This window comes from Variovorax multivorans, from assembly GCF_051216835.1.
Classification (GTDB): Bacteria; Pseudomonadota; Gammaproteobacteria; order Burkholderiales; family Burkholderiaceae_C; genus Variovorax.
The window spans coordinates 540797-559734 of the sequence record NZ_JBPJZL010000001.1; the positions used below are offsets into that span (position 1 = coordinate 540797).

The window sequence follows — 18938 nt, forward strand, 5'->3', positions numbered from 1 at the left end:
CCTCTTCAGTTCGCCCACGGGAGCGGTTGTTCGTTCGTGCCCCAGTACATGCTCTTCTGCTCCATGTACTGGAAGATGCCTTCGCGGCCCTTCTCGCGGCCCAGGCCGCTGTCGCGCCAGCCGCCGAAGGGAGTGGACACGGAGAACTGCTTGTAGGTGTTGACCCAGACCGTGCCGGCCTGCACTGCGCGGCCGAGCTTCCAGGCGCGCTTGAAGTCGCGGCTCCACACGCCGGCAGCCAGTGCGTAGACGCTGTCGTTGGCCTGCGCGATCAGCTCTTCCTCGTTGTCGAAAGGCATCGCGACCAGCACCGGGCCGAATATCTCTTCCTGGCTGATGCGGGCACTGTTGCCCAGGCCTTCGATGATGGTCGGCTTGTAGAAGTAGCCACGGTCATAGCCATCACCGTGCGGGCGTACGCCGCCCGTGCGAATCCTGCCGCCTTCGGACACGCCGAGGTCCACATAGCGCTCGATACCCTCGCGATGCTTCGCCGTGATGAGCGGGCCCATCTGCGTGCGCTCCGAAGCCGGGTCGCCCACGCGCAAGGCATTGGCACCTTCCGCGAGACGCGTCAGGAACTCGTCGTAGATGCCGCGCGCCACGAAGAGGCGCGAGCCCGCAATGCACGACTCGCCCGACGAACTGAAGATGCCGTACAAAACGCCGTTCACCGCATGGTCGAGGTCCGCGTCGTCGAGCACCATGGTCGGCGACTTGCCGCCGAGCTCCAGCGACACCGGCATCATCTTGTCGGCCGCGATGTGCGCGATGTGCTTGCCGGTGGTGGTGCCGCCGGTGAACGACACGCGTTTGACCAACGGGTGCTTGGTGATGGCATCGCCAATCACCGAACCCTTGCCCGGCAGCACGCTGACGATGCCCTTCGGCACGCCGGCCTGCTCGCAGATGCGGGCCAGCTCCAGCGCCATCAGCGGCGTGACTTCGGCGGGCTTCACGACCACCGCATTGCCTGCAGCCAGCGCGGGTGCCAGCTTCTGCGCCTCGCTGGCGATGGGCGAGTTCCACGGCGTGATGGCCGCGACCACGCCCATCGGCTCGTGCACGCTCATCGTGACGAAGGCGCCGCGCGACGGCGTGATGGTTTCTTCCAGCGTCTCCAGCGCGGCGGCGAAGAACTGGAAGGTGCCCGCGGCGCTGGCCACGAGGTTGCGCGTCTCGTTGATCGGCTTGCCGTTGTCCAGGCGCTGCTTCTGCGCAAGCGATTCGCTCTCCTCTCGGATCAGCTGCGCCACGCGGTGCAGCACGGCGGCACGCTCGTGCGGCAGGCGCTGGGCCCAGCCGCTGGTGCGGAACGCGTGGTCGGCACGGGTGATGGCCTCCTCGACGTCGGCGAGGCTCGCGGCCTTCAGGCGTGCGATGGGTTCGCCCGTTGCGGGGTACAGGCTTTCGTAGACGTCGCCGCCGCCCAGGCGCCATTCGCCGGCAATGCAGATCGGAAGGAGTTCGGAAGAAATCATGGGGTAACTCAGATGGCGAGCGCGGCGACGCGATTGCGCAGCGCGCGCACGGCGCTGTACACGGTGAGCGCGGATGTCTTGGGGTTGGCCGCGAGCGGCTTGTTGCGCATCGTCAGCTCGAAGCTGCCGAAGGCGCCTTCGGCTTCGACGGTGTGCACGTTCTCGGTGGTGGAGGGGTCGGCAATCAGCCGCACCAGTGTCTTGTCGAGCCCGAGCCCCGCGAGCGAGACGGTGGCGGCGACGTTGGCGTTCTTCGGATAGAGCAAGGCCGCTTCGCGCGCGCTGCCTTCGAAGATCACGGTGGGCTGCACCAGCGCATCGAGGTCGCGGCCCTGTTCGGCCGGCGTACCCTTCCACGCCTGTGGCGGCTTGCGGCCGGTGTAGCGCACGCTGTCGAGGCCGCCAATGCGGGCCGCGGCGAGTGCATCGATGGCGCCGATAGCGCCGGGAATCAGCTGCACCTGCGTCTTGCCGGCGATGGCAGCGGCTTCGAGCTTTTCGGCGAAGCCTGCTGCCGACAGCGCGCCGACCGAGGCGACCACGCAAGGCGTGCCGCGTGCCAGCGCGGGCAGCACGTGCTCTTCGATGGCCGCATGGCCAGCCGTCTCAACCACGAGGTCGATGCCATCCGCAGGCACGCTGCTGCCAACCTGCACGCCAGGCGCAACCTTCTGCGCCGCGGCCACGCCTTCGGCAGGCACGACGATGGCAACCACAGCCAGGGCGGCATCGCCCTTGAGCAGTTCGAGCACCGAGGTGCCGATGGCACCGCAGCCTACGAGAGCAATACGCAATGCGGGCAACACGCTCACGTCCTTCACTCCACCGAAGCGGCAGCAGCCTTGCCGAGCGCCGGAATCTGCGTGACGGTGTTGGTCGGCGGACCAGCAAAGGCGCTCTTGAAATCGCCGATGGAGAGCATGTCGATTTCCAGCAAGAACGGGCCCTTCTTCGCCAGCGCCTCGCCCAGCTTCGCCTTCAGCTCGTCCATGCGTTGCACGCGAGCGTGCGGCAGCGACAGCGACTTGCACAGCAGCGCGTAGTCGGGCGTGTGCAAGTCCGCATAGCAGCGGCGGCCGCCGTACTGCGCGTCCTGGATGTTCTTGATGACGCCGTAGCCCTTGTCGTTCATGAGCACGATGACCATGTCGGCCTGCTCCTGCACCGCGGTCGCAAGCTCGCCCAGGTTCAGGATGAAGCCGCCGTCACCGGCCAGGCAGAAGGTCTTGCGGCCCGAGGCCGTTTCGGCCGCGCCGATGGCCGCGCCGATGGCCATGGGCATGCCTTGCCCGATGCCGCCGCCCGTGGCGTGCACACCTGCGCTGGGTTCGAAGATGCGCAGCTCCCGATTGCCCCAGGTGCTGTTCGACACGGTCACGTCGCGCACCCAGTTGAAGTTGCGGCCGGCTGCCGATTGCAGCGCCTTCACAAGCGCGGCATATGGGCCGAGACCGTCGGTGAGCGAGGCCACGGCCTGCTCGTGCGCGGCGCGCAGGTCGGCGAGCAGTTCGGGGTCGGCCTTGTACTTCGCGGCTTCGAGGCGGTCGGCCAGGCCTTCGAGGGCCAGCGCTGAGTCGCCGCAAACGAAGAGGTCGGTTGCGTAGCCTCGGCCTTCAGCGGCCGCATCGGCATCGATGCGCAGCAGCGGGCGCGGCAGCTTCAGTTCGTACTTGAGCGTTTCGTTGCCGCGCAGGCGCGAGCCGACAACCAGCATCGCGTCGCAGCGCTGGTACAGCGCCTCGACCGGCTTGTGGATGTTGTACGAGCCGAGCGAGCCGGCATCGTCTTCGGGCACCGTGCCGCGACCCTGCGTGGTGGTGACCACGCCGAAACCGAGCTTCTGCAGGCGCTGGATGGCCGCGCGGGCGTGGCGTGCGCCACCGCCGACCCACAGCATCGGGCGCTTGGCAGCAGACAGCCGTGCAGCCAGCGCATCGAGCGAAGCAGCGGAAGGCACGGGTCGCTCGATGGGCAGCGGCGACAGGTCGGCCGGCATGGTCGTCAGCGCGGACTGGATGTCGATCGGAATCTCCACGCTCACCGGGCCGGTCGGTGCCGTCATGGCAAGCTGCACCGCGCGCTTGAGCGTACCGAGCACCGTCTCGACACTGCGCACGCGCAGCGCAGCCTTCGACACGGCCTTGAGCATGGTGAGCTGGTCGGGCGCCTCGTGGATGTACGACATGCCCTTGTCGAGGTACGGCGTCTCGATCTGCCCCGTGATGTGCAGCAGCGGCGCGCCGGCGGTCAGCGCCTCGACCAGGCTGCCCGCGATATTGCCGGCAGCCGGGCCGGTGCTGGTGAGACACACGCCGAGGCTGGCGGTCGAACGTGCATACGCATCGGCCATGTTGCCGGCCCCGGCCTCGCCGCGCGCCGGCACGAAGCGGATCGCGCCGCGCTGCGCGAAGGCGTCGAGGATCGGCATGTTGTGGATCGAGATCACGCCGAAGGCCGCCTTGACGCCGCACTGCTCGAGGAAGGCGGCGACGACTGCGCCGACGGTGACCGTGTTGTTGTTCGTGGGGTTATGCATGGCGCGAAAGGCCTCCGGAAATGTCGATATGGCTGCCCGTCGTGTACGACGCGAGCGGGGAAGCAAGAAAAAGAATCGCGCGCGCGGCTTCGGTCGGAAGCCCCAGGCGACCCAGCGGGATGTGCTTGTTCTTCGCGAGCTGGCCGCTCCATGCGGCCCAGTCTTGCGACTTGTCTTCGCGCGCCTCGAAGCGGCGGCGCCATTGGCCCGACTCGACCAGGCCGATCAGGATGCCGTTGACGCGCACGCCCTGCGGCGCGAACTCGGTGGCCATGGAGCGCACCAGGTTCAGCAGGCCGGCGCGCGCGGCCGAGGTGGCAACCATGTGCGGCTCGGGCTGGCGCGCCAGCAGCGAATTCGCGCAGACGATGGAGGCGTCGCCCAGCACCGCGCACTGTGCCGCCAGCTGCGGCAGGAAGGCGCGCGTGGGGTTGATGACGGAGAAGAACTTCAGGTTGAGCTCTTCGGTCCAGGCCGCATCGTCGGTATCGGCGAAGGTGGAGACGCGGCCCTGCCCTGCGTTGTTGACGAGCATCGAGGCCGGGCCGAGCGCGGCTTCGCTGGCGGCGGCGAAGGAGCGGACCGAGGCACCGTCGAGCACGTCGCACGGCTGGGCAAAAAGCTTGGCGTTCGGGTACTGCGCGTGCAGGCCGGTCACGGCGTCATCGAGCCGCTCGGCATTGCGGCCGCACAGCGCGACCGATGCGCCGCAGCCGAGCAGCAGCTCGACGGTGGCCAAGCCGATGCCCGAGGAGCCGCCCGTGACCACGGCCACGCGGCCGGCCAGCGCCTTGGCTGCAAAGAAGGAGGAAGCCTGCTGTGCCATGACCGTCATGCGCTGCGAAGCGGCACCACCTTGGCGGCGCGCGCTGGGGAGTAGTTGAGCAGCCCCGAGATCTCGTCGGCCGTGCCGCGCACGCGCAGCACCATCTCGTCCATGCGGCTTTCCTCGATGTGGTCCGAGGTGATGGTGGCGCCCAGCGCTGCCACGATGTGGCCGCTGTGGTCGCGCACCGGCGCGGCGATGCTGGAGATGTTCGACTCGAAGAAGCCCTCGCCCAGCACATAGCCGCGCTGGCGGTCGGCCTGCACCATGTCGAAGAGTTCGTTCACGGTCTTGGGCGTGCTCGGCGAGAAGGTTTCGAGCTTGTCTTCAGGGTAGAGCGCGCGCAGCTGCGGCAGCGTGAGGTCTTCGAGCAGGATGCGGCCGAGCACGGTGGCATGGGCTGGCAAGCGCGTGCCCACGGTGACCGAGCTGGCAAAGGGCGTGGGCGGCGCGACCTTGGCCACGTAGACGATGGAACGGCCATCGCGTACCACCAGGTTGCAGGGCGTGCGCAGTTCGTCGCACAGGCGGTTGAGCAGCGGTGTGCCCAGTTGCGTGAGCTCCAGCGAGGCGAGGTATTCGAAGCCCAGGCGCAGCACGGCCAGGCCCAGGCGGTAGTCGCGCCCGCCCTCGGCGCGCTCGAGGAAACCCATGTTCTCCAGCGTGGTGAGCAGGCGGAAAACGGTGGAGCGCGGCAGGTCGAAGCGGCGGGCCAGTTCGGGGGCGGATAGCGTGCGGCTTTCGCGGCTGAACTCGCACAGCACGCGCAGGCCGCGCTCCAGCGCGGGCACGTTGTAGCGGTCGGCGCCCTCTTCCATTGCCTCGTTGTCGTTGTTGGCCATGCCTCTTTTTCCTTCCTTGGATGTCTTGTGTTTGTGTTGCGGTCAGCCGGCGAGCGATTCGCGCAGCAGTGCGGCGACGGCCTGCGGTTGCTCCACATAGCCGGCGTGGCCCGCATCGTCCACCAATTCGAGCGGCACGCCGCACTGGCGCGCGACTTCTTCGCAGGCGACCGGCGGCGTGACCACGTCGAGCGCGCCGCAGGCCACGCGCACTAGCATGGGCGGCGGCAGGTCGGCCAGCAGGTCGGCGTTGCACAGCAGCTCGACGGCCTGGCGATAGCCGCGGTCGTTCAGCCGGGCCATGTTCCAGCGCACCCATTGGCGGGCGTGGTCGCTGGCCTTGTCGGAGACGAGCCGGCCCGCGCGCTTTGCGGCCATGCCGGTGATGCCGAGTTCGTCGAGCGTGGCAAGGCGTTCGGTGCGCACTTTGGCACGAGCCTCCGCGCGAGACGGGGCGCCGTAGCCGATGGCCGGGCTGACGAGCACGAGCCGGCGGATGCGCGAATCTGTGCGCGCAGCCGAGGCAGCGGTGATCGCACCGAGCGAATGGCCGACCAGCACGCACGACTCGATGCCGAGTGCATCGAGCAAGGCGCTGAGACGTGCCGCGTAGTCGGCGGCTGTCGGCGCGGCGGCTTCGAGCGGCGTCGATTCGCCATAGCCCGGAGCGTCCCACGCGATCACGCGGGCCTGCGACGCGAGCAGCGCGGCGGTGTCGATCCACGACGCCGCACCCGAGCCGATGCCGTGCAGGCACACGACGACAGGGCCCTGGCCGCATTCGCGCACCGACACCACTGCACCGCTGCCGACCGCGACATTGCGGGCCGGAAAGCGTGCGTCGAGCCGTGCCAGCTCGGAGGCCGGCAGCGTCAGCGCGTCGGTGGCGATGGCGTCGTTCATGGCTTGTTCGCTCAGCGCTTGATCTTGGCGAGCGGGTGATCGGCCGGGTACGTCGGCGTCACGGGCTTCTTCGCGCCGAGCATCACGCACATCAGCGCGTCTTCGTCGCCGATGTTGATCTCTTCGCGGTACACGCCGGGCGGCACCGAGATCAGGTCGCGGTCGGTCATGATGGTTTCGAAGCGCTCGCCGTCTTTCTCGATCACCACCTTGAGCTTGCCGCGAATCAGGAAGAACACTTCTTCCACGTCGGTGTGCAGGTGCGGCGGGCCTTCGTGGCCGGCCGGAATCACCATGGTCGAGAAGGTGAAGTGCTCGGCGGGCACGGTGTTGACGTCTTTCGCGACGCCGGTGCCGCCCGTGCCCACGTAGCGCATCTGCGCGCGGCGGAACTTGGGGTCGAAGTCGGACTGGAACTTCAGCGCGTCCCAGTCGTACTTGCGGGTTTCGTAGCGCGCGATGCGGGTGTTCATCCACTCCGCGAGGCTGCTGCCTTCGGGCTGCGCCAGGCTGTTGGTGCCGGCTTCGTTGATCTTCTGCTGTTCGGACAGATCGCTCATCGGGTGTACTCCTTGGTCGGAAAAATCAGTGCATCGCAAAGCCGCCGTTGACGGCCAGCAGCTGGCCCGTCACGAAGCGCGCGAGGCCGGAAAGCAGGAACAGGGTCGCGCCGCACACGTCGGCCGCTTGCTGCTCGCGCGGGATGGCGCGGCCTTCGAGGTACTTCTGGTGGCGCGCCATCGGCACGTATTCAGTGGCCTCGACCAGCGTGAGGCCGGGCGCCACGGCGTTGACGGTGATGTTGTCGCCGCCCCACTCGCGCGCCAGCGAGCGCGTCATGGAAATGACGGCGCCCTTGCTCGACGCATAGGCCAGCAGGTTGGGCGCGCCCCATAGCGCCGTGTCGGACGCGAGGTTGACGATGGCGCCGCGGCCGCTTGCGGCCAGTGCACTGCGGCAGGCGCGGCCCATGAGCCAGCTGCCGCGCACGTTGACGTTCATCACGCGGTCCCACATGTCGACTTCGAGCTGGTGCGCATCGCGGCCGCCGGAGTTGGTGATGGCAGCGTTGTTGACGAGGCCATCGAGGCCACCGAGCAGGCGAATGGCTTCATCGGCGCAAGCTGCGATGGAGCCGGGGTTCGCCAGGTCGACGGGCAGCGCGTGTGCGGTGTGGCCCGCGTCGCGCAGCGCCTTCGCCTCGGACTCGGCCAGCTCGCCCAGGATGTCGGCCAGCACCACGCTCGCACCCGCCGCGGCGATGCACTGCGCGAAGGCAAGGCCCAGGCCGCGCGCGCCGCCGGTCACGAGGATGCGACGGCCAGCCAGCAGGTTGGCTGGCAGTTCGGCCAGCAGTGCCTGCAGGCTCGATGGATCGGGGATGGCTTTGAGTTCGGTCATGGGGATGCGGGCTCGGGTCGGTTCAGTCGGCCTGGATGCCGAGCTCCTTGATGACCTTGCCGAAGCGCGTGTAGTCGGCGGCGTTGGTCTTGCCGAGCACGTCAGCGTCGCCACCCACGGGCGTGGTGCCGAGCACCGCCATGCGCGTGACGATCTCGGGCATCTTCAGGATCTCGTTGAAGTGGCCGTTGAGCGTCTTCACGATCTCGGGCGGCAGGTTGCGCGGACCCCAGAGGCCGTTCCAGGCCGTCACTTCGACGTCCTTGTAGCCCTGCTCGGCAAGGGTCGGCACGTTGGGCGCGAGCGGCGAACGCTGGGCCGAGGCCACGGCCAGCGGGCGCAGCTTGCCGTTGGCGAAGTACGGCGACACCGGACCGAGCGTGATGAAGGTGACGGGCACATGGCCGCCGAGCACGTCGTTGACGGCGGGCGCCACGCCCTTGTACGGCACGTGCGCGAGGCTCGTGCCCGAGGCGCGGGCGAACATCTCGCCGAGGATGTGCATCGGCGAGCCGCTGCCCGGGCTCGCATAGCTCAACGACTTGCCGCCCTTTGCTGCGGCCACGACGTCTTTCAGCGCAGCGAAACCGCTACCGCCGCTGGCCACGAGGAACAGCGGCTGGCTGCCCGTCTGCACGATGGGTGTGAAGCCGTTCAACACGTCGTAGCCCGACGAGCCATTCGTCTTCAGCACCAGTTGCGCGATGGAGAAGGTGCTGGGCGCAAGCAGCAGCGTGTAGCCGTCAGGCGCGGCCTTCGACACGTAAGCGCTGCCGATGATGCCGCTGGCGCCGGGGCGGTTGTCGACCACCACGGGCTGGCCGACGCGCGTCGAGAGCTTTTCGGCGAAGAGCCGCGCCAGTGCGTCGGTGTCGCCACCGGCCGGATAGGCGACGACCAACGTGATCGGCTTGCTCGGGTAGCTGTCTGCCCAGGCGAGTCCGGTGGCGCAAGCGGCGGCCAGGGAAATGGCGGCGGCGATGGCATGGCGGCGTGTCTGTTTCATCGGGTCCGTGTGATCGTGGCTTTGTTTCACTAAAGAAACAACGATTTATTAATGGAACGCCGTGAGAATACCGAGGAAGACAACTTCGTGGCTAAGTAGAAACCCTGATTTTTGTGTCTCAACGAAAACAGGGCGGCCTTTTCGGGCCGCCCTGTGAGGGGTGGGAGCGTCGGGCTCTTCAGCCGCCGTAGCGCGCCACGGTGAGGCCTTCCATGTCGATCTCGGGCGCCTTGCCCGCGATCAGGTCGGCCATCACGCGGCCGGTGCCTGCCGCCATGGTCCAGCCGAGGGTGCCGTGGCCGGTGCTGAGCATCAGGTTGGGAATGCGGGTGGCGCCGATCACCGGCGTGCCGTCGGGCGTCATGGGGCGCAGGCCGGTCCAGAAGGAGGCGTCGCGCACATTGCCGCCCTTGGGGAACAGGTCGGTCACGACGTGTTCGAGCGTGTCGCGCCGGCGCTCGTTGAGTTGCAGGTCGAAACCCGAGAGCTGGGCGGTGCCGCCCACGCGGATGCGGTCGCCGAGGCGCGTTACCGCCACCTTGAAGGTCTCGTCCATCACGGTCGATTCGGGCGCGCCGCCGGCATCGGTGATGGGCACGGTGATCGAGAAGCCCTTGACCGGATACACCGGCAGCCGAATGCCCAGCGGCTTGACCAGCGCGGGCGAATAGCTGCCGAGCGCGACCACGTAGCGCTCTGCGGTGAAGCTGCCGGCATCGGTGCGCACTGCCGTCACGCCCTTGGCTGCATCGTGTTCGATGGCCTGGATGTTGATGCCGAACCTGAACTTCACGCCTTCGGCCTCCGCCAGCTTGGCCAGCGCCTGCGTGAACTTGAAGCAGTCGCCGGTCTCGTCGCCGGGCAGGCGCAGGCCGCCGACGAACTTGTCTTTCACGGCCGCGAGCGCGGGCTCGTACTGCACGCAGCCTTCGCGGTCGAGCACCTGGTACGGCACACCGGAGGCCTTGAGCACCTCGACGTCCTTCGAGGTGCCGTCGAGTTGCTGCTGCGTGCGAAAAAGTTGCAGCGTGCCCTGCATGCGCTCGTCGTAGGCGATGCCGGTGTCGGCGCGCAGGGCCTTCAGGCAATCGCGGCTGTATTCGGCGAGCCGCACCATGCGGCCCTTGTTGATCTCGTAGCGCGCCTGCGTACAGTTGCGCAGCATCGACAGGCCCCAGCGCCACATGGCCGGATCGAGCATGGGCTTGATGACCAGCGGGCTGTGCTGCATGAGCATCCACTTGATGGCCTTGACCGGTACGCCGGGCCCGGCCCACGGCGCCGAGTAGCCGGGCGAGACTTCACCCGCGTTGCCGAAGCTGGTTTCGAGCGCGGGTGCTGGCTGGCGCTCCAACACCGTCACCTCGTGCCCGGCACGCGCCAGGCAATACGCCACCGAGGTGCCGATGACACCGCTGCCGAGAATCAAGACCTGCATGAGAACAACCCTTTGAAAGCTGCTGCAACGCAGCCGAGGGTACAGGCTAAGCGCTACAGGCCCAGCGCATCCTGCAATTGCCGTGCCGTCCAGCGCCTGGGCTGTTGCGGCCAGGCATCGAGCAGCGCGACCATGCGCGCGTTGCGAGGTGCGCTCAGGCCGTGCTCCTGTGCGAGGCGCACGACCTCCCCGCTGAGCGAATCGATCTCGGTGCGACGGCCCAGCGCAAGGTCGTCGGCCATGCTCGAGCGCGCCTTGGCATCGATGCGCAGCATGCGTCCCGCGATGATGCGGAACAGCCAGTTGGGCAGGCGCAGCAGGCTGACCAGCCGATGCGCCGGAACGGCAGCGACCTGCGCCGGCGCAATGCCCGCAACGTTGAGAATGCCCAGCGCTTCCTCGATCAGCGATGCGAAGCAGCGGCGGTAACCGCGCAGCATCAGCTCTTCGCGCAGGGGCAGGCCCGAGAGCGCATTGACGGGGTTGTTGAGGTTGAGCATCAGCTTGCCCCACTGCACGGGCAGCAGGTCGGCATGCAGGTCAAGCGGCACGCCGGCGCGCTCGAACAGGGGCAGCCACGGGCGCAGCGCAGCGTCGTCTTCCGCGGCCAGCCGGCCGGGGGTGCCGCGATGGAAGGCACCGTGGCCGATCTCGGCCACGTTGTAGGGCACCATGCCGGCGCGCACATTGAGCGAGGGGCCGGTCTGCGATGCGGCCGCGCAGTTGGAAATGCCGTTCTGCAGCGAGACCACCGTGGTGCCCGCGGGCAACGCGAAAGCCAGCTCGCCCGCCGCCGCGGCCGTGGCGCCGCTCTTGACGCACAGGAGCACCAGCGAAGGCCGCGCACCCACGGGAACCTGCTCGCACAAGCGCAGCTTTTCAGCGGGCAGCTTGCGCGTTGCGCCGTCCATGTCGGTGAGCGTGAGGCCATGTTTCGCGAGCTTTTCGAGCACGCGCGGACGGCCAACAAAAGTGACCGGCACTCCGGCCGCCGCAAGGCTGCCGCCTATGAAGCACCCGATGGTGCCCGCCCCCATCACAAGCACTTCACCGGGGATTGCGTCTGGCATGGGTGGCGTGCTTGTTCCGGGTGTGAGTTTGTCTGTCAGGCGCGTTCCGCGACCCAGGCCTGCACCGATTGGAGCGCGGCCGGAAGACCCGCCGCATTGGTGCCGCCGGCCATGGCCATGTCGGCCTTGCCGCCGCCCTTGCCGCCGACCTGCTGGGCCACGAAGTTGACCAACTCGCCGGCCTTGACCTTGCCCACGCTGTCGGCCGTGACGCCAGCCGCGATCTGCACCTTGTCGCCGTCGACTGCGGCCAGCACGATGGCGGCGGTCTTGAGCTTGTCCTTCAGCTTGTCCATGGTGTCGCGCAGCGTCTTGGCGTCGGCGCCGTCGAGCTTGGCGGCCAGCACCTTGATGCCCTTGACGTCCACGGCCTGCGACACGAGTTCGTCGCCCTTGGACGATGCGAGCTTGCCCTTGAGCGCACCCACTTCGCGCTCCAGCGCCCTCACCTGATCCAGCACCTGCGTAAGCCGGCCTTGCAGCTCAGCGGCCGGCGACTTGAGCGTGGCGGCAACGCTGTGCACGGTCGATTCCAGGTCTTGCAGGTACGACAGCGCGTTGGCGCCGGTAACGGCTTCGATCCGGCGCACACCAGCGGCCACGCCGCCTTCGCTGACGATCTTGAAGAGGCCGATGTCGCCCGTGCGGCCCACGTGGGTGCCACCGCACAGCTCGCGGCTGGTGCCGATGTCGAGCACGCGCACGGTCTCGCCGTACTTCTCGCCGAACAGCATCATCGCGCCGGTCTTCTGGGCCGACTCCATGTCCATCACGCGGGCGTGCGTCTCGGAGTTGGCGAGGATCTCGGCGTTGACGCGCTTCTCGATCTCGAGGATCTGCGCGTGCGTGACGGGTGCGTTGTGCGCGAAGTCGAAGCGGGTCTTGTCGGCATCGACCAGCGAGCCCTTCTGCTGCACGTGATCGCCCAGCACTTCGCGCAGGGCCTTGTGCATCAGGTGGGTGACCGAGTGGTTGCGCATGGTGGCGGCGCGGCGGGCGGTGTCGACCGCGGCCTTGACTGCGTCGCCGACCTTGAGCGTGCCCTGGGTCTGCGTGCCGTGGTGGCCGAACACGTCGGCCTTGATCTTCTGTGTGTCTTCCACGCCGAACTGCACGCCTTCGGCAACGAGCACGCCCTGGTCGCCGACCTGGCCGCCGCTCTCCGAATAGAAAGGCGTGGTGTCGAGCACGACGATGCCGCTCTGGCCTTCCTTCAGCTCTTGAACAGCCGCGCCTTCGAAGTACAGCGCCACGACCTTGGCGCTTTCTTCCAGGTGGTCGTAGCCGGTGAAGGTGTTGCCCGCGCCGGCGTATTCGACGTTGCGGTCCATCTTGAACTTGCCGGCTGCGCGGCCCGCGGCCTTCTGCTTTTCCATGGCGGCATTGAAGCCCGCCTCGTCGACGCTCACGCCGCGCTCGCGGCATACGTCGGCCGACAGGTCGAGCGGAAAGCCGTAGGTGTCGTGCAGCTTGAAGGCCACTTCGCCCGGCAGCACCTTGGCGTCGCCGGCCAGTGCCGCATCGAGAATTTCCATGCCGTTGGCCAGCGTTTCGAAGAAGCGTTCTTCCTCGGCCTTCAGCGTGTCGATGATGCGCTTTTCGTCGGCCACGAGCTTCGGATATGCGTCGCCCATCAGCTTCGCGAGGTCGGGCACCAGCTTGTGGAAGAAGGGCTTCTTCTGGCCCAGCTTGTAGCCGTGGCGGATGGCGCGGCGGATGATGCGGCGCTGCACGTAGCCGCGGCCTTCGTTCGACGGGATCACGCCGTCGGCCACCAGGAACGAGGTGGCGCGGATATGGTCGGCGATCACCTTGAGCGAGTTGTTGGCCAGGTCTTGCGTGCCGGTCTCGCGGCCAGCGGCCTTGATGAGCGCGTCGAAGATGTCGATTTCGTAGTTGCTATGCACGTGCTGCAAGATCGCGGCCAGGCGCTCCAGGCCCATGCCGGTGTCGACGCAGGGTGCGGGCAGTTTCTTGACCGAGCCGTCGGGCTGCATGTCGAACTGCATGAACACGTTGTTCCAGATCTCGATGTAGCGGTCGCCGTCTTCGTCCGGGCTGCCGGGCGGGCCACCGGGGATTTCGGGGCCGTGGTCGTAGAAGATTTCGGAGCACGGACCGCACGGGCCCGTGTCGGCCATCATCCAGAAGTTGTCGGACATGTAGCGCCCGCCCTTGTTGTCGCCGATGCGCACGACACGTTCCGGCGGCAGGCCGATTTCCTTGGTCCAGATGTCGTAGGCCTCGTCGTCCTCGATGTAGACCGTGGCCCAGAGCTTCTCGGCCGGCAGCTTGTAGACCTTGGTCAGCAGTTCGAAGGCCCAGGTGAGCGATTCGCGCTTGAAGTAGTCACCGAAGCTCCAGTTGCCCAGCATCTCGAAGAAAGTGTGGTGGCGCGCGGTGTAGCCCACGTTCTCGAGGTCGTTGTGCTTGCCGCCGGCGCGCAGGCAGGCCTGGACCGAGGCTGCACGCACGTAGTTGCGCTTGTCTTCACCGAGGAACACGTCCTTGAACTGGACCATGCCCGAGTTGGTGAACATGAGCGTCGGGTCGTTGCCCGGCACCAGCGAGCTCGAGGCCACGACGGTGTGGCCCTTGGAGGCGAAGAAATCGAGAAAGGTCTTGCGGATGTCCGCGACCGTGAATGTGGGCTGGCTCATCTTTGGATTCGTCTTCTGTCGAGGGCGGCGCGGCGATGGCGACCCTCATGTCGAACCCACTGCGGCGAACCGGCCTAACTGCTTGATTTGCTTGAACAAACGATTATAGGTTTGGCCATGGTGCCCGCACCCGGACCGGACCGCACCGGGAAAACTGCACGATCCGGACTCCGCGGCTAATATGTGACTTGGCGCAAAAAACGAGAACCAAATACGGTCTGCGCCATCCGTACTTGTACGGACAAAAGATCAAGGAGTTCGCATGGCAAGCCAAGAGGCGGAACAACACTGGCAGATCGAAGACCTGGATTTCTCGCGCATCGCGCTCGACAAGGTACGCCCGGACGAGAATCTCTTCTACATGGTGACGTCTGCCTCCTTCATAGAAAGCGGCTCCGACCTCTACACGCAGAACCTGGTCGACTTCTTCCGGGGCGACGACGAAGTCACCGACTGGCTGTCGAACCACTGGGAACAGGAAGAACTGCAGCACGGCAAGGCCCTGCGCGCCTACGTTCGCCATGTGTGGCCCGAGTTCGAATGGGACACCGCCTACCAGGGCTTCCTTGAGGAATACGCGACCTACTGCAAGGTAGAGCTGCTGGCGCCGACTCGCGCCCTCGAAATGACCGCCCGCTGCGTGGTCGAGACCGGCACCGCCACCTACTACCGCGCCATGGCCCGCAGCACCAATGAGCCCGTGCTGCAAGACCTGGCAACCCGCATCGCGACCGACGAGGTCAACCACTACAAGCACTTCTACCGCTTCTTCCGCCGCTACCGCGAGCAGGAAAAGCTGAGCCGCTTCCGCGTGATGGGCACCATCGGCCGCCGCACGCTCGAACTCAAGAGCGAAGACGCCGACTGCGCGATTCGCCACGTGGTGAAGGCGCGCTCGCCTGGCCGCGCCAGCGACACGGCCTACGTGGAGCGGTTGAGCGCGGACATGAACAGCACCATCCGCACGAACCTGAGCCCCGGCAACACGCTCAAGATGCTGATGCGGCCGCTGGAACTGCCGGCGAAGGTGCAAGCGGTGATCCAGTACCCGATCAGGCAGTTCATGCAGCACGTGTTCCTGCGCTGAGGGATGGATGGATCGATAGGCACGCGGGTTGCCGCCGGCGCCGCACAAAAAAAACCCAGCACAGGGCTGGGTTGAACCTCTTGAGTGCTGTCACGCACAGAGAACTCGCACTTCGAAGCGAGTCCGCAAAATCTAGGGCCTCATGCCCCGGCGCCTTGTCGGACAGGACCGACACTTCAGATTGATGGGCCCGATCAGGTGAGCGCCAGCGGTCTGCCAACCGCACAAAACTGCCAAATAGTTCACGTTTTAATAAGTGTCCTACGGCGACTGCCTGTTTCCGGCTGACACCACCGCCCGGGGCGACGACAGACCATACCGACGCTGTCACGCAACAGGGCCGCATAAAAGAAGAGCTCTCTGTCAGTGCTTAGAGCCGGCCCACCAGGGTCACTCGGACCCGCTTCGGCGGGTATTTTTTTGGCGCGACGCCGCACAGACCGAGCCCACGCCCGGCCACCGCTGCTTTCAGTTCGCCGAGGTCAGCCCCGGCTTGCGGGTTCCGTCCAGCGAATACAGCTGCGGCCGGTCTTCCGCTGTGCCTTCTGCCACCAGCCCATGCGCCACCGCCTGCGGCTGGCGATAGAGCTCGTTCTCGAGGCGCCTGACGCGTTCGGCGTACATCCGGGCCAGGGCGCTGTGATGTTCTGCCGCCGCCTGATGCTCGATGCGCGCCATTTGCGCCTCTTCCAGAAGTGCCGCCGCGCGCCGGAGGTACGCGGTGTGATTCGGGCGAAACAAGAAGTCGAACGTCATTTCACGCTCCTTACCGCAAGGGTGCGGTGCAAGCCATGTTCCTCCGCGCCCGCCTTCAAGTCTGTCGGAACGCGCCTACCCTCGGGCTACCCATTTTTCTCTTGACTTGCCCATACCACACGGCCATGACACGTTGTTCCTTCTTGACGGGGACAACGTTGTGGAAAACTGTGTGCGCATCGCTCGAAAGCCTTGCCTGGCGTGGCCTGCAACGCGATGCCTGCGAAAGAGGCAGTGCGCGAAAAAAATTTATGAGTGCCGCTGACCGCTGCCGGACTACCCCATATCCGACCGTTTGCAATTGAAGACCGTGCCCGGATCGACCGCCCGCAGCACCGGCACCTTGCCCACGAAAGTCACCCCGGCACTTATCAGACGCCACTCCCCCGCCTTGAACAGCTTGAAGAGGTTCGTGACTTCATCGCCTGCCGCGGGAATGGCATTGAAGACGTAGACCGGCTCGCCGCCCTGGGTCTCGTCCATGCTCAGCAACTCGGCCCGCATCTTGCCCATGGTGTCCGTGTCTTTCGTCCTTTGGCGCACGATGTCCATGTTGACGGTACGAGAGTGCTCGTCGATCGAGATCCTGCGGATCCAGGGGGCCGGCCCTGCGCTGTTGTGGGCTGGTACACATGCGATCGTTCCGGCTGCGGCCGAGCTTGCTGCTGCGGCGAAGAACATGTGAAGGGCGAGTTGGGTGGGCTTGAGTTTCATGCTCGGTCGGGGCTCCTGGGTCGAAGGACATGCATCTATACTCCCGCCTGTCGTCGCTCGCAGGCATGCAGTCGGCGACTTGCCAGATGCGGGTGTAGTTCAATGGTAGAACGGCAGCTTCCCAAGCTTCATACGAGGGTTCGATTCCCTTCACCCGCTCCAATTCAGGGTCCGACGCGATCCTGGAAATTCTCAAGAAGCCGTTTCAAATCCACGGCTTGCAAGAAATCCCGGTCCTGAATCCTCGCCCGCCAGAGCGATGAGTTGTCCGCTGGAATGGGCAGCCCTCAATTGCGCCACAACTTCGTCGCGGGTCAAGCTTTGTGCCGAGGCACCACCGGCGGCGGCAAGCATCACGTGCTCGTCTCGGGTTCGACTTTGCGAGGCGTGAATTGCGCTCGAACTACGCGCACGCCCTCCAGGATTCAGATGACATGCGACGCGATGCCCAAGGCGGATGTAGCAAAACTGCCTCCATCCGGCCTGCGCAATCACGTAGCATCCCGGCCATGAGTTACACCGTGAAACTGGTCGATTTCCCCGACGCCCCGGCCGACGTCATCGCCACCGCGGAGTCGCGCTTTCGCCGCGAACTCGACAAGCTGCTGGGCGACAGCGTCGAAGCCGCGCTGAAGGCTTTCGAGAATGCCAGCGAGTCCAGCGCTGACGAACTCAGCAAAGACGAGCTTGCGCTGGCCGCCACCTGGGCCAAGGCCTACGAAGCCGCCAAGACCGCCGGCTTTCGCGCACTCGGCGAAGCCGATGAGGCTTACTTCGAGCTCCGCCTCGACTGACCTGCCTTTTCCCCCGACTCCAGGACCAGCCCATGAAACTGCTGTTCGCCCTGCTCCTCTCCGCCCTGCTCTGCGCCTGCGCGAGCGCACCGAACACGGCACCGGCCGCAGGAACAACGGCAGCAACGCCGCCCGCCGCTGAACCGGCTCCGGCGCCGCCCGCGGGCGTGCAGTGGCGCTACATCAACTCCAAGTCTTACGAGGCGCTGAATGCAGGCCTCGGCAACAGCCACCGCTTCGAAAGCAGCGTCGGCTGGATCGATGTCTACGTGTACGACATGAAGCGCGCCTGGCAACCAGGCGTGGACGACCCGCAATTCGACGAGCACTTCAAGAGCACCATCGCCGAGGTGCAGCGAGCCACCGCCCAGGGCATGTACGCAAGCGCCAGGATCGGCCCCACCCGCGACGTGCGCATCGAAGGGCTGACTTTCCGCACCGTCTCGTTCCGCCTCGTGCATGCAAAGGACGCCAAGGCCTACGACTCGTTCACCTACCTCGCGGTGCGCAACGGCAAGCTGCTGAAGTACCGCATGTCCTTCAACACGCCGACGCCGGCCAACGTGGAAGCCATTGCACGCGAGTTCATCGAACGCAATGTGCGCACCGGCCCCGACACGCCAGTCGGCACGCGCCAGCTACGCAGCACCTGACGGGCGCAGCGGCAAGATGCCTTCTGCCTTGTAATTGCGCAAGCCGCCAAGGTCGAGCACCGTCAGCCCGCGCTTTTCGAGGCGGATCAGCTCCAGCGCCTGAAAGCGCTGCAGCGCAACATTCACGCGCTGCCTCGACACGTTCGCGAGCAACCCGATCTCTGTCTGCCCCACTTCCAGGAAGCGCGGTGCATCGGGATACAGATCAGGGTTGAACAGGCTCGCCAGGCAGTTCGCAACGCGCGCGTCGGTGTCGAGCAGGCGCTCATGCTCCAGTGCGCCGATGAAGAGGCTGAGCCGCGCGTTGAGCAGCTCCTGCAGGTAGTGGTTGAACGGCACGCTGGTGCCGCGCAGCCATTCGAAGGTACGGCGCGGCATCAGCGCCACGCGCGTGGGTCGCAGCGCGAACACGTCGTAGCGGCGCGCCTCGTGCTTGAACAACGAACCTTCGCCGAACCACACGCCGGCCGACACGCCCGTGAGCGTCGAAACGCGTCCGTCTTCGGATGCGACCGACATCTTTGCGAAGCCGTCGATCAGCGCCATCCAGTGCTCGACCTGCTCACCGGCGCGCGCAATGCAGCCGCCGCGCGCAACCTGCCGCTCCTGCATGCTGCCGAGCACGTGCTCCAGGTCGTCGGGCGACAGGGCCGATGCCCACTTCGAGCGCCGCACCATCTCCTCCATCGCCTGCGCGGCGGAAGACGAAGAAGAAAAAGGCTCGCTGGGTGAATCAGGGATTACCTGTAGCAATTCGCGCGTCATGTGTCG

At 66.4% G+C, this 18938-nt stretch carries 19 protein-coding genes and 1 tRNA gene; 4 read left to right on the forward strand and 16 right to left on the reverse strand.

From position 1 onward, the window contains the following. Nucleotides 1-5 precede the first annotated feature (5 nt). The 12 genes from ACSFCA_RS02555 to alaS all read right to left on the reverse strand — a co-directional run bounded on the left by ACSFCA_RS02555 (nt 6) and on the right by alaS (nt 14163). The gene (locus ACSFCA_RS02555; RefSeq protein ID WP_435458504.1) at nt 6-1481 is read right to left on the reverse strand and encodes an aldehyde dehydrogenase; all 1476 of its coding nucleotides are present in this window, start codon (nt 1479-1481) and stop codon (nt 6-8) included. An 8-nt stretch (nt 1482-1489) separates the two neighbouring features. Further along, a complete protein-coding gene (locus ACSFCA_RS02560) occupies nt 1490-2284 on the reverse strand; it encodes an aspartate dehydrogenase (RefSeq protein WP_435458660.1) in 795 nt (264 codons plus the stop codon). A 14-nt stretch (nt 2285-2298) separates the two neighbouring features. Further along, on the reverse strand, nt 2299-4017 hold the full coding sequence (locus ACSFCA_RS02565) for a thiamine pyrophosphate-binding protein (RefSeq protein WP_435458505.1): 1719 nt from the start codon (nt 4015-4017) through the stop codon (nt 2299-2301). Then, nucleotides 4010-4843, reverse strand: coding sequence for an SDR family oxidoreductase (locus ACSFCA_RS02570; protein WP_435458661.1), 834 nt, complete (start codon nt 4841-4843; stop codon nt 4010-4012). Before ACSFCA_RS02570 ends, ACSFCA_RS02565 begins: the two co-directional genes overlap by 8 nt. Nucleotides 4844-4848: 5 nt before the next feature. Further along, nucleotides 4849-5685 (reverse strand): IclR family transcriptional regulator, encoded by an 837-nt coding sequence (locus ACSFCA_RS02575; RefSeq protein WP_258354297.1) that lies wholly within the window; start codon nt 5683-5685, stop codon nt 4849-4851. A 42-nt stretch (nt 5686-5727) separates the two neighbouring features. Continuing rightward, complete coding sequence (locus ACSFCA_RS02580) at nt 5728-6588, reverse strand: alpha/beta fold hydrolase (protein ID WP_435458506.1); 861 nt, start codon at nt 6586-6588, stop codon at nt 5728-5730. An 11-nt stretch (nt 6589-6599) separates the two neighbouring features. Beyond that, nucleotides 6600-7148, reverse strand: coding sequence for a cupin domain-containing protein (locus ACSFCA_RS02585; RefSeq protein WP_093073561.1), 549 nt, complete (start codon nt 7146-7148; stop codon nt 6600-6602). Between the two features lie 25 nt (nt 7149-7173). Beyond that, entirely contained in the window at nt 7174-7989 is an 816-nt protein-coding gene (locus ACSFCA_RS02590) for an SDR family oxidoreductase (protein ID WP_435458507.1), read from the reverse strand. A 22-nt stretch (nt 7990-8011) separates the two neighbouring features. After that, nucleotides 8012-8995 carry a Bug family tripartite tricarboxylate transporter substrate binding protein gene (locus ACSFCA_RS02595; protein ID WP_435458508.1) on the reverse strand — a complete coding sequence of 328 codons (984 nt, stop codon included), beginning with the start codon at nt 8993-8995 and terminating at the stop codon, nt 8012-8014. A 178-nt stretch (nt 8996-9173) separates the two neighbouring features. Then, nucleotides 9174-10433, reverse strand: a complete 1260-nt coding sequence (locus tag ACSFCA_RS02600; RefSeq protein WP_435458509.1) for a D-amino acid dehydrogenase — start codon at nt 10431-10433, stop codon at nt 9174-9176. A 53-nt stretch (nt 10434-10486) separates the two neighbouring features. Continuing rightward, complete coding sequence (locus tag ACSFCA_RS02605; protein WP_435458510.1) at nt 10487-11503, reverse strand: 2-dehydropantoate 2-reductase; 1017 nt, start codon at nt 11501-11503, stop codon at nt 10487-10489. A 35-nt stretch (nt 11504-11538) separates the two neighbouring features. Then, entirely contained in the window at nt 11539-14163 is a 2625-nt protein-coding gene (alaS, locus tag ACSFCA_RS02610; protein ID WP_435458511.1) for an alanine--tRNA ligase, read from the reverse strand. A gap of 262 nt (nt 14164-14425) precedes the next feature. Between alaS and ACSFCA_RS02615 the strand changes: the two genes are divergently transcribed. Further along, nucleotides 14426-15250 (forward strand): ferritin-like domain-containing protein, encoded by an 825-nt coding sequence (locus ACSFCA_RS02615; protein ID WP_435458512.1) that lies wholly within the window; start codon nt 14426-14428, stop codon nt 15248-15250. Nucleotides 15251-15718: 468 nt separating this feature from the next. On the opposite strand, the gene ACSFCA_RS02620 is transcribed toward ACSFCA_RS02615, so the two are convergent. Both ACSFCA_RS02620 and ACSFCA_RS02625 read right to left on the reverse strand, forming a co-directional pair. After that, entirely contained in the window at nt 15719-16006 is a 288-nt protein-coding gene (locus ACSFCA_RS02620) for a hypothetical protein (RefSeq protein ID WP_093055798.1), read from the reverse strand. A 276-nt stretch (nt 16007-16282) separates the two neighbouring features. Continuing rightward, a complete protein-coding gene (locus tag ACSFCA_RS02625) occupies nt 16283-16720 on the reverse strand; it encodes a hypothetical protein (protein ID WP_258354290.1) in 438 nt (145 codons plus the stop codon). An 88-nt stretch (nt 16721-16808) separates the two neighbouring features. Here ACSFCA_RS02625 and ACSFCA_RS02630 point away from each other — a divergent pair. Beyond that, nucleotides 16809-16882 (forward strand) — tRNA-Gly (locus ACSFCA_RS02630). A 30-nt stretch (nt 16883-16912) separates the two neighbouring features. Here ACSFCA_RS02630 and ACSFCA_RS02635 read toward each other — a convergent pair. After that, nucleotides 16913-17074: a hypothetical protein gene (locus tag ACSFCA_RS02635; protein ID WP_258354289.1), complete on the reverse strand. Its 162-nt coding sequence runs from the start codon at nt 17072-17074 to the stop codon at nt 16913-16915. A 155-nt stretch (nt 17075-17229) separates the two neighbouring features. Between ACSFCA_RS02635 and ACSFCA_RS02640 the strand changes: the two genes are divergently transcribed. Both ACSFCA_RS02640 and ACSFCA_RS02645 read left to right on the forward strand, forming a co-directional pair. Next, nucleotides 17230-17514: a hypothetical protein gene (locus tag ACSFCA_RS02640; protein WP_258354288.1), complete on the forward strand. Its 285-nt coding sequence runs from the start codon at nt 17230-17232 to the stop codon at nt 17512-17514. Between the two features lie 32 nt (nt 17515-17546). Then, nucleotides 17547-18167 (forward strand): hypothetical protein, encoded by a 621-nt coding sequence (locus ACSFCA_RS02645; protein WP_435458513.1) that lies wholly within the window; start codon nt 17547-17549, stop codon nt 18165-18167. Here the strand turns inward: ACSFCA_RS02645 and ACSFCA_RS02650 are convergent. After that, entirely contained in the window at nt 18153-18932 is a 780-nt protein-coding gene (locus ACSFCA_RS02650; RefSeq protein ID WP_435458514.1) for a Crp/Fnr family transcriptional regulator, read from the reverse strand. The genes ACSFCA_RS02645 and ACSFCA_RS02650 overlap by 15 nt on opposite strands. Nucleotides 18933-18938: the final 6 nt, after the last annotated feature.

What these genes read in the sequence shown, in the direction of transcription:
- ACSFCA_RS02640 (WP_258354288.1), top strand. Translation starts at nt 17,230, where the DNA reads ATGAGTTACACCGTGAAACTGGTCGATTTCCCCGACGCCCCGGCCGAC.
- ACSFCA_RS02585 (WP_093073561.1), bottom strand. Translation starts at nt 7,148, where the DNA reads ATGAGCGATCTGTCCGAACAGCAGAAGATCAACGAAGCCGGCACCAAC.
- ACSFCA_RS02635 (WP_258354289.1), bottom strand. Translation starts at nt 17,074, where the DNA reads ATGCTTGCCGCCGCCGGTGGTGCCTCGGCACAAAGCTTGACCCGCGAC.
- alaS (WP_435458511.1), bottom strand. Translation starts at nt 14,163, where the DNA reads ATGAGCCAGCCCACATTCACGGTCGCGGACATCCGCAAGACCTTTCTC.
- ACSFCA_RS02645 (WP_435458513.1), top strand. Translation starts at nt 17,547, where the DNA reads ATGAAACTGCTGTTCGCCCTGCTCCTCTCCGCCCTGCTCTGCGCCTGC.
- ACSFCA_RS02605 (WP_435458510.1), bottom strand. Translation starts at nt 11,503, where the DNA reads ATGCCAGACGCAATCCCCGGTGAAGTGCTTGTGATGGGGGCGGGCACC.
- ACSFCA_RS02565 (WP_435458505.1), bottom strand. Translation starts at nt 4,017, where the DNA reads ATGCATAACCCCACGAACAACAACACGGTCACCGTCGGCGCAGTCGTC.
- ACSFCA_RS02620 (WP_093055798.1), bottom strand. Translation starts at nt 16,006, where the DNA reads ATGACGTTCGACTTCTTGTTTCGCCCGAATCACACCGCGTACCTCCGG.
- ACSFCA_RS02570 (WP_435458661.1), bottom strand. Translation starts at nt 4,843, where the DNA reads ATGGCACAGCAGGCTTCCTCCTTCTTTGCAGCCAAGGCGCTGGCCGGC.
- ACSFCA_RS02625 (WP_258354290.1), bottom strand. Translation starts at nt 16,720, where the DNA reads ATGAAACTCAAGCCCACCCAACTCGCCCTTCACATGTTCTTCGCCGCA.
- ACSFCA_RS02595 (WP_435458508.1), bottom strand. Translation starts at nt 8,995, where the DNA reads ATGAAACAGACACGCCGCCATGCCATCGCCGCCGCCATTTCCCTGGCC.
- ACSFCA_RS02575 (WP_258354297.1), bottom strand. Translation starts at nt 5,685, where the DNA reads ATGGCCAACAACGACAACGAGGCAATGGAAGAGGGCGCCGACCGCTAC.
- ACSFCA_RS02600 (WP_435458509.1), bottom strand. Translation starts at nt 10,433, where the DNA reads ATGCAGGTCTTGATTCTCGGCAGCGGTGTCATCGGCACCTCGGTGGCG.
- ACSFCA_RS02580 (WP_435458506.1), bottom strand. Translation starts at nt 6,588, where the DNA reads ATGAACGACGCCATCGCCACCGACGCGCTGACGCTGCCGGCCTCCGAG.
- ACSFCA_RS02615 (WP_435458512.1), top strand. Translation starts at nt 14,426, where the DNA reads ATGGCAAGCCAAGAGGCGGAACAACACTGGCAGATCGAAGACCTGGAT.
- ACSFCA_RS02650 (WP_435458514.1), bottom strand. Translation starts at nt 18,932, where the DNA reads ATGACGCGCGAATTGCTACAGGTAATCCCTGATTCACCCAGCGAGCCT.
- ACSFCA_RS02555 (WP_435458504.1), bottom strand. Translation starts at nt 1,481, where the DNA reads ATGATTTCTTCCGAACTCCTTCCGATCTGCATTGCCGGCGAATGGCGC.
- ACSFCA_RS02590 (WP_435458507.1), bottom strand. Translation starts at nt 7,989, where the DNA reads ATGACCGAACTCAAAGCCATCCCCGATCCATCGAGCCTGCAGGCACTG.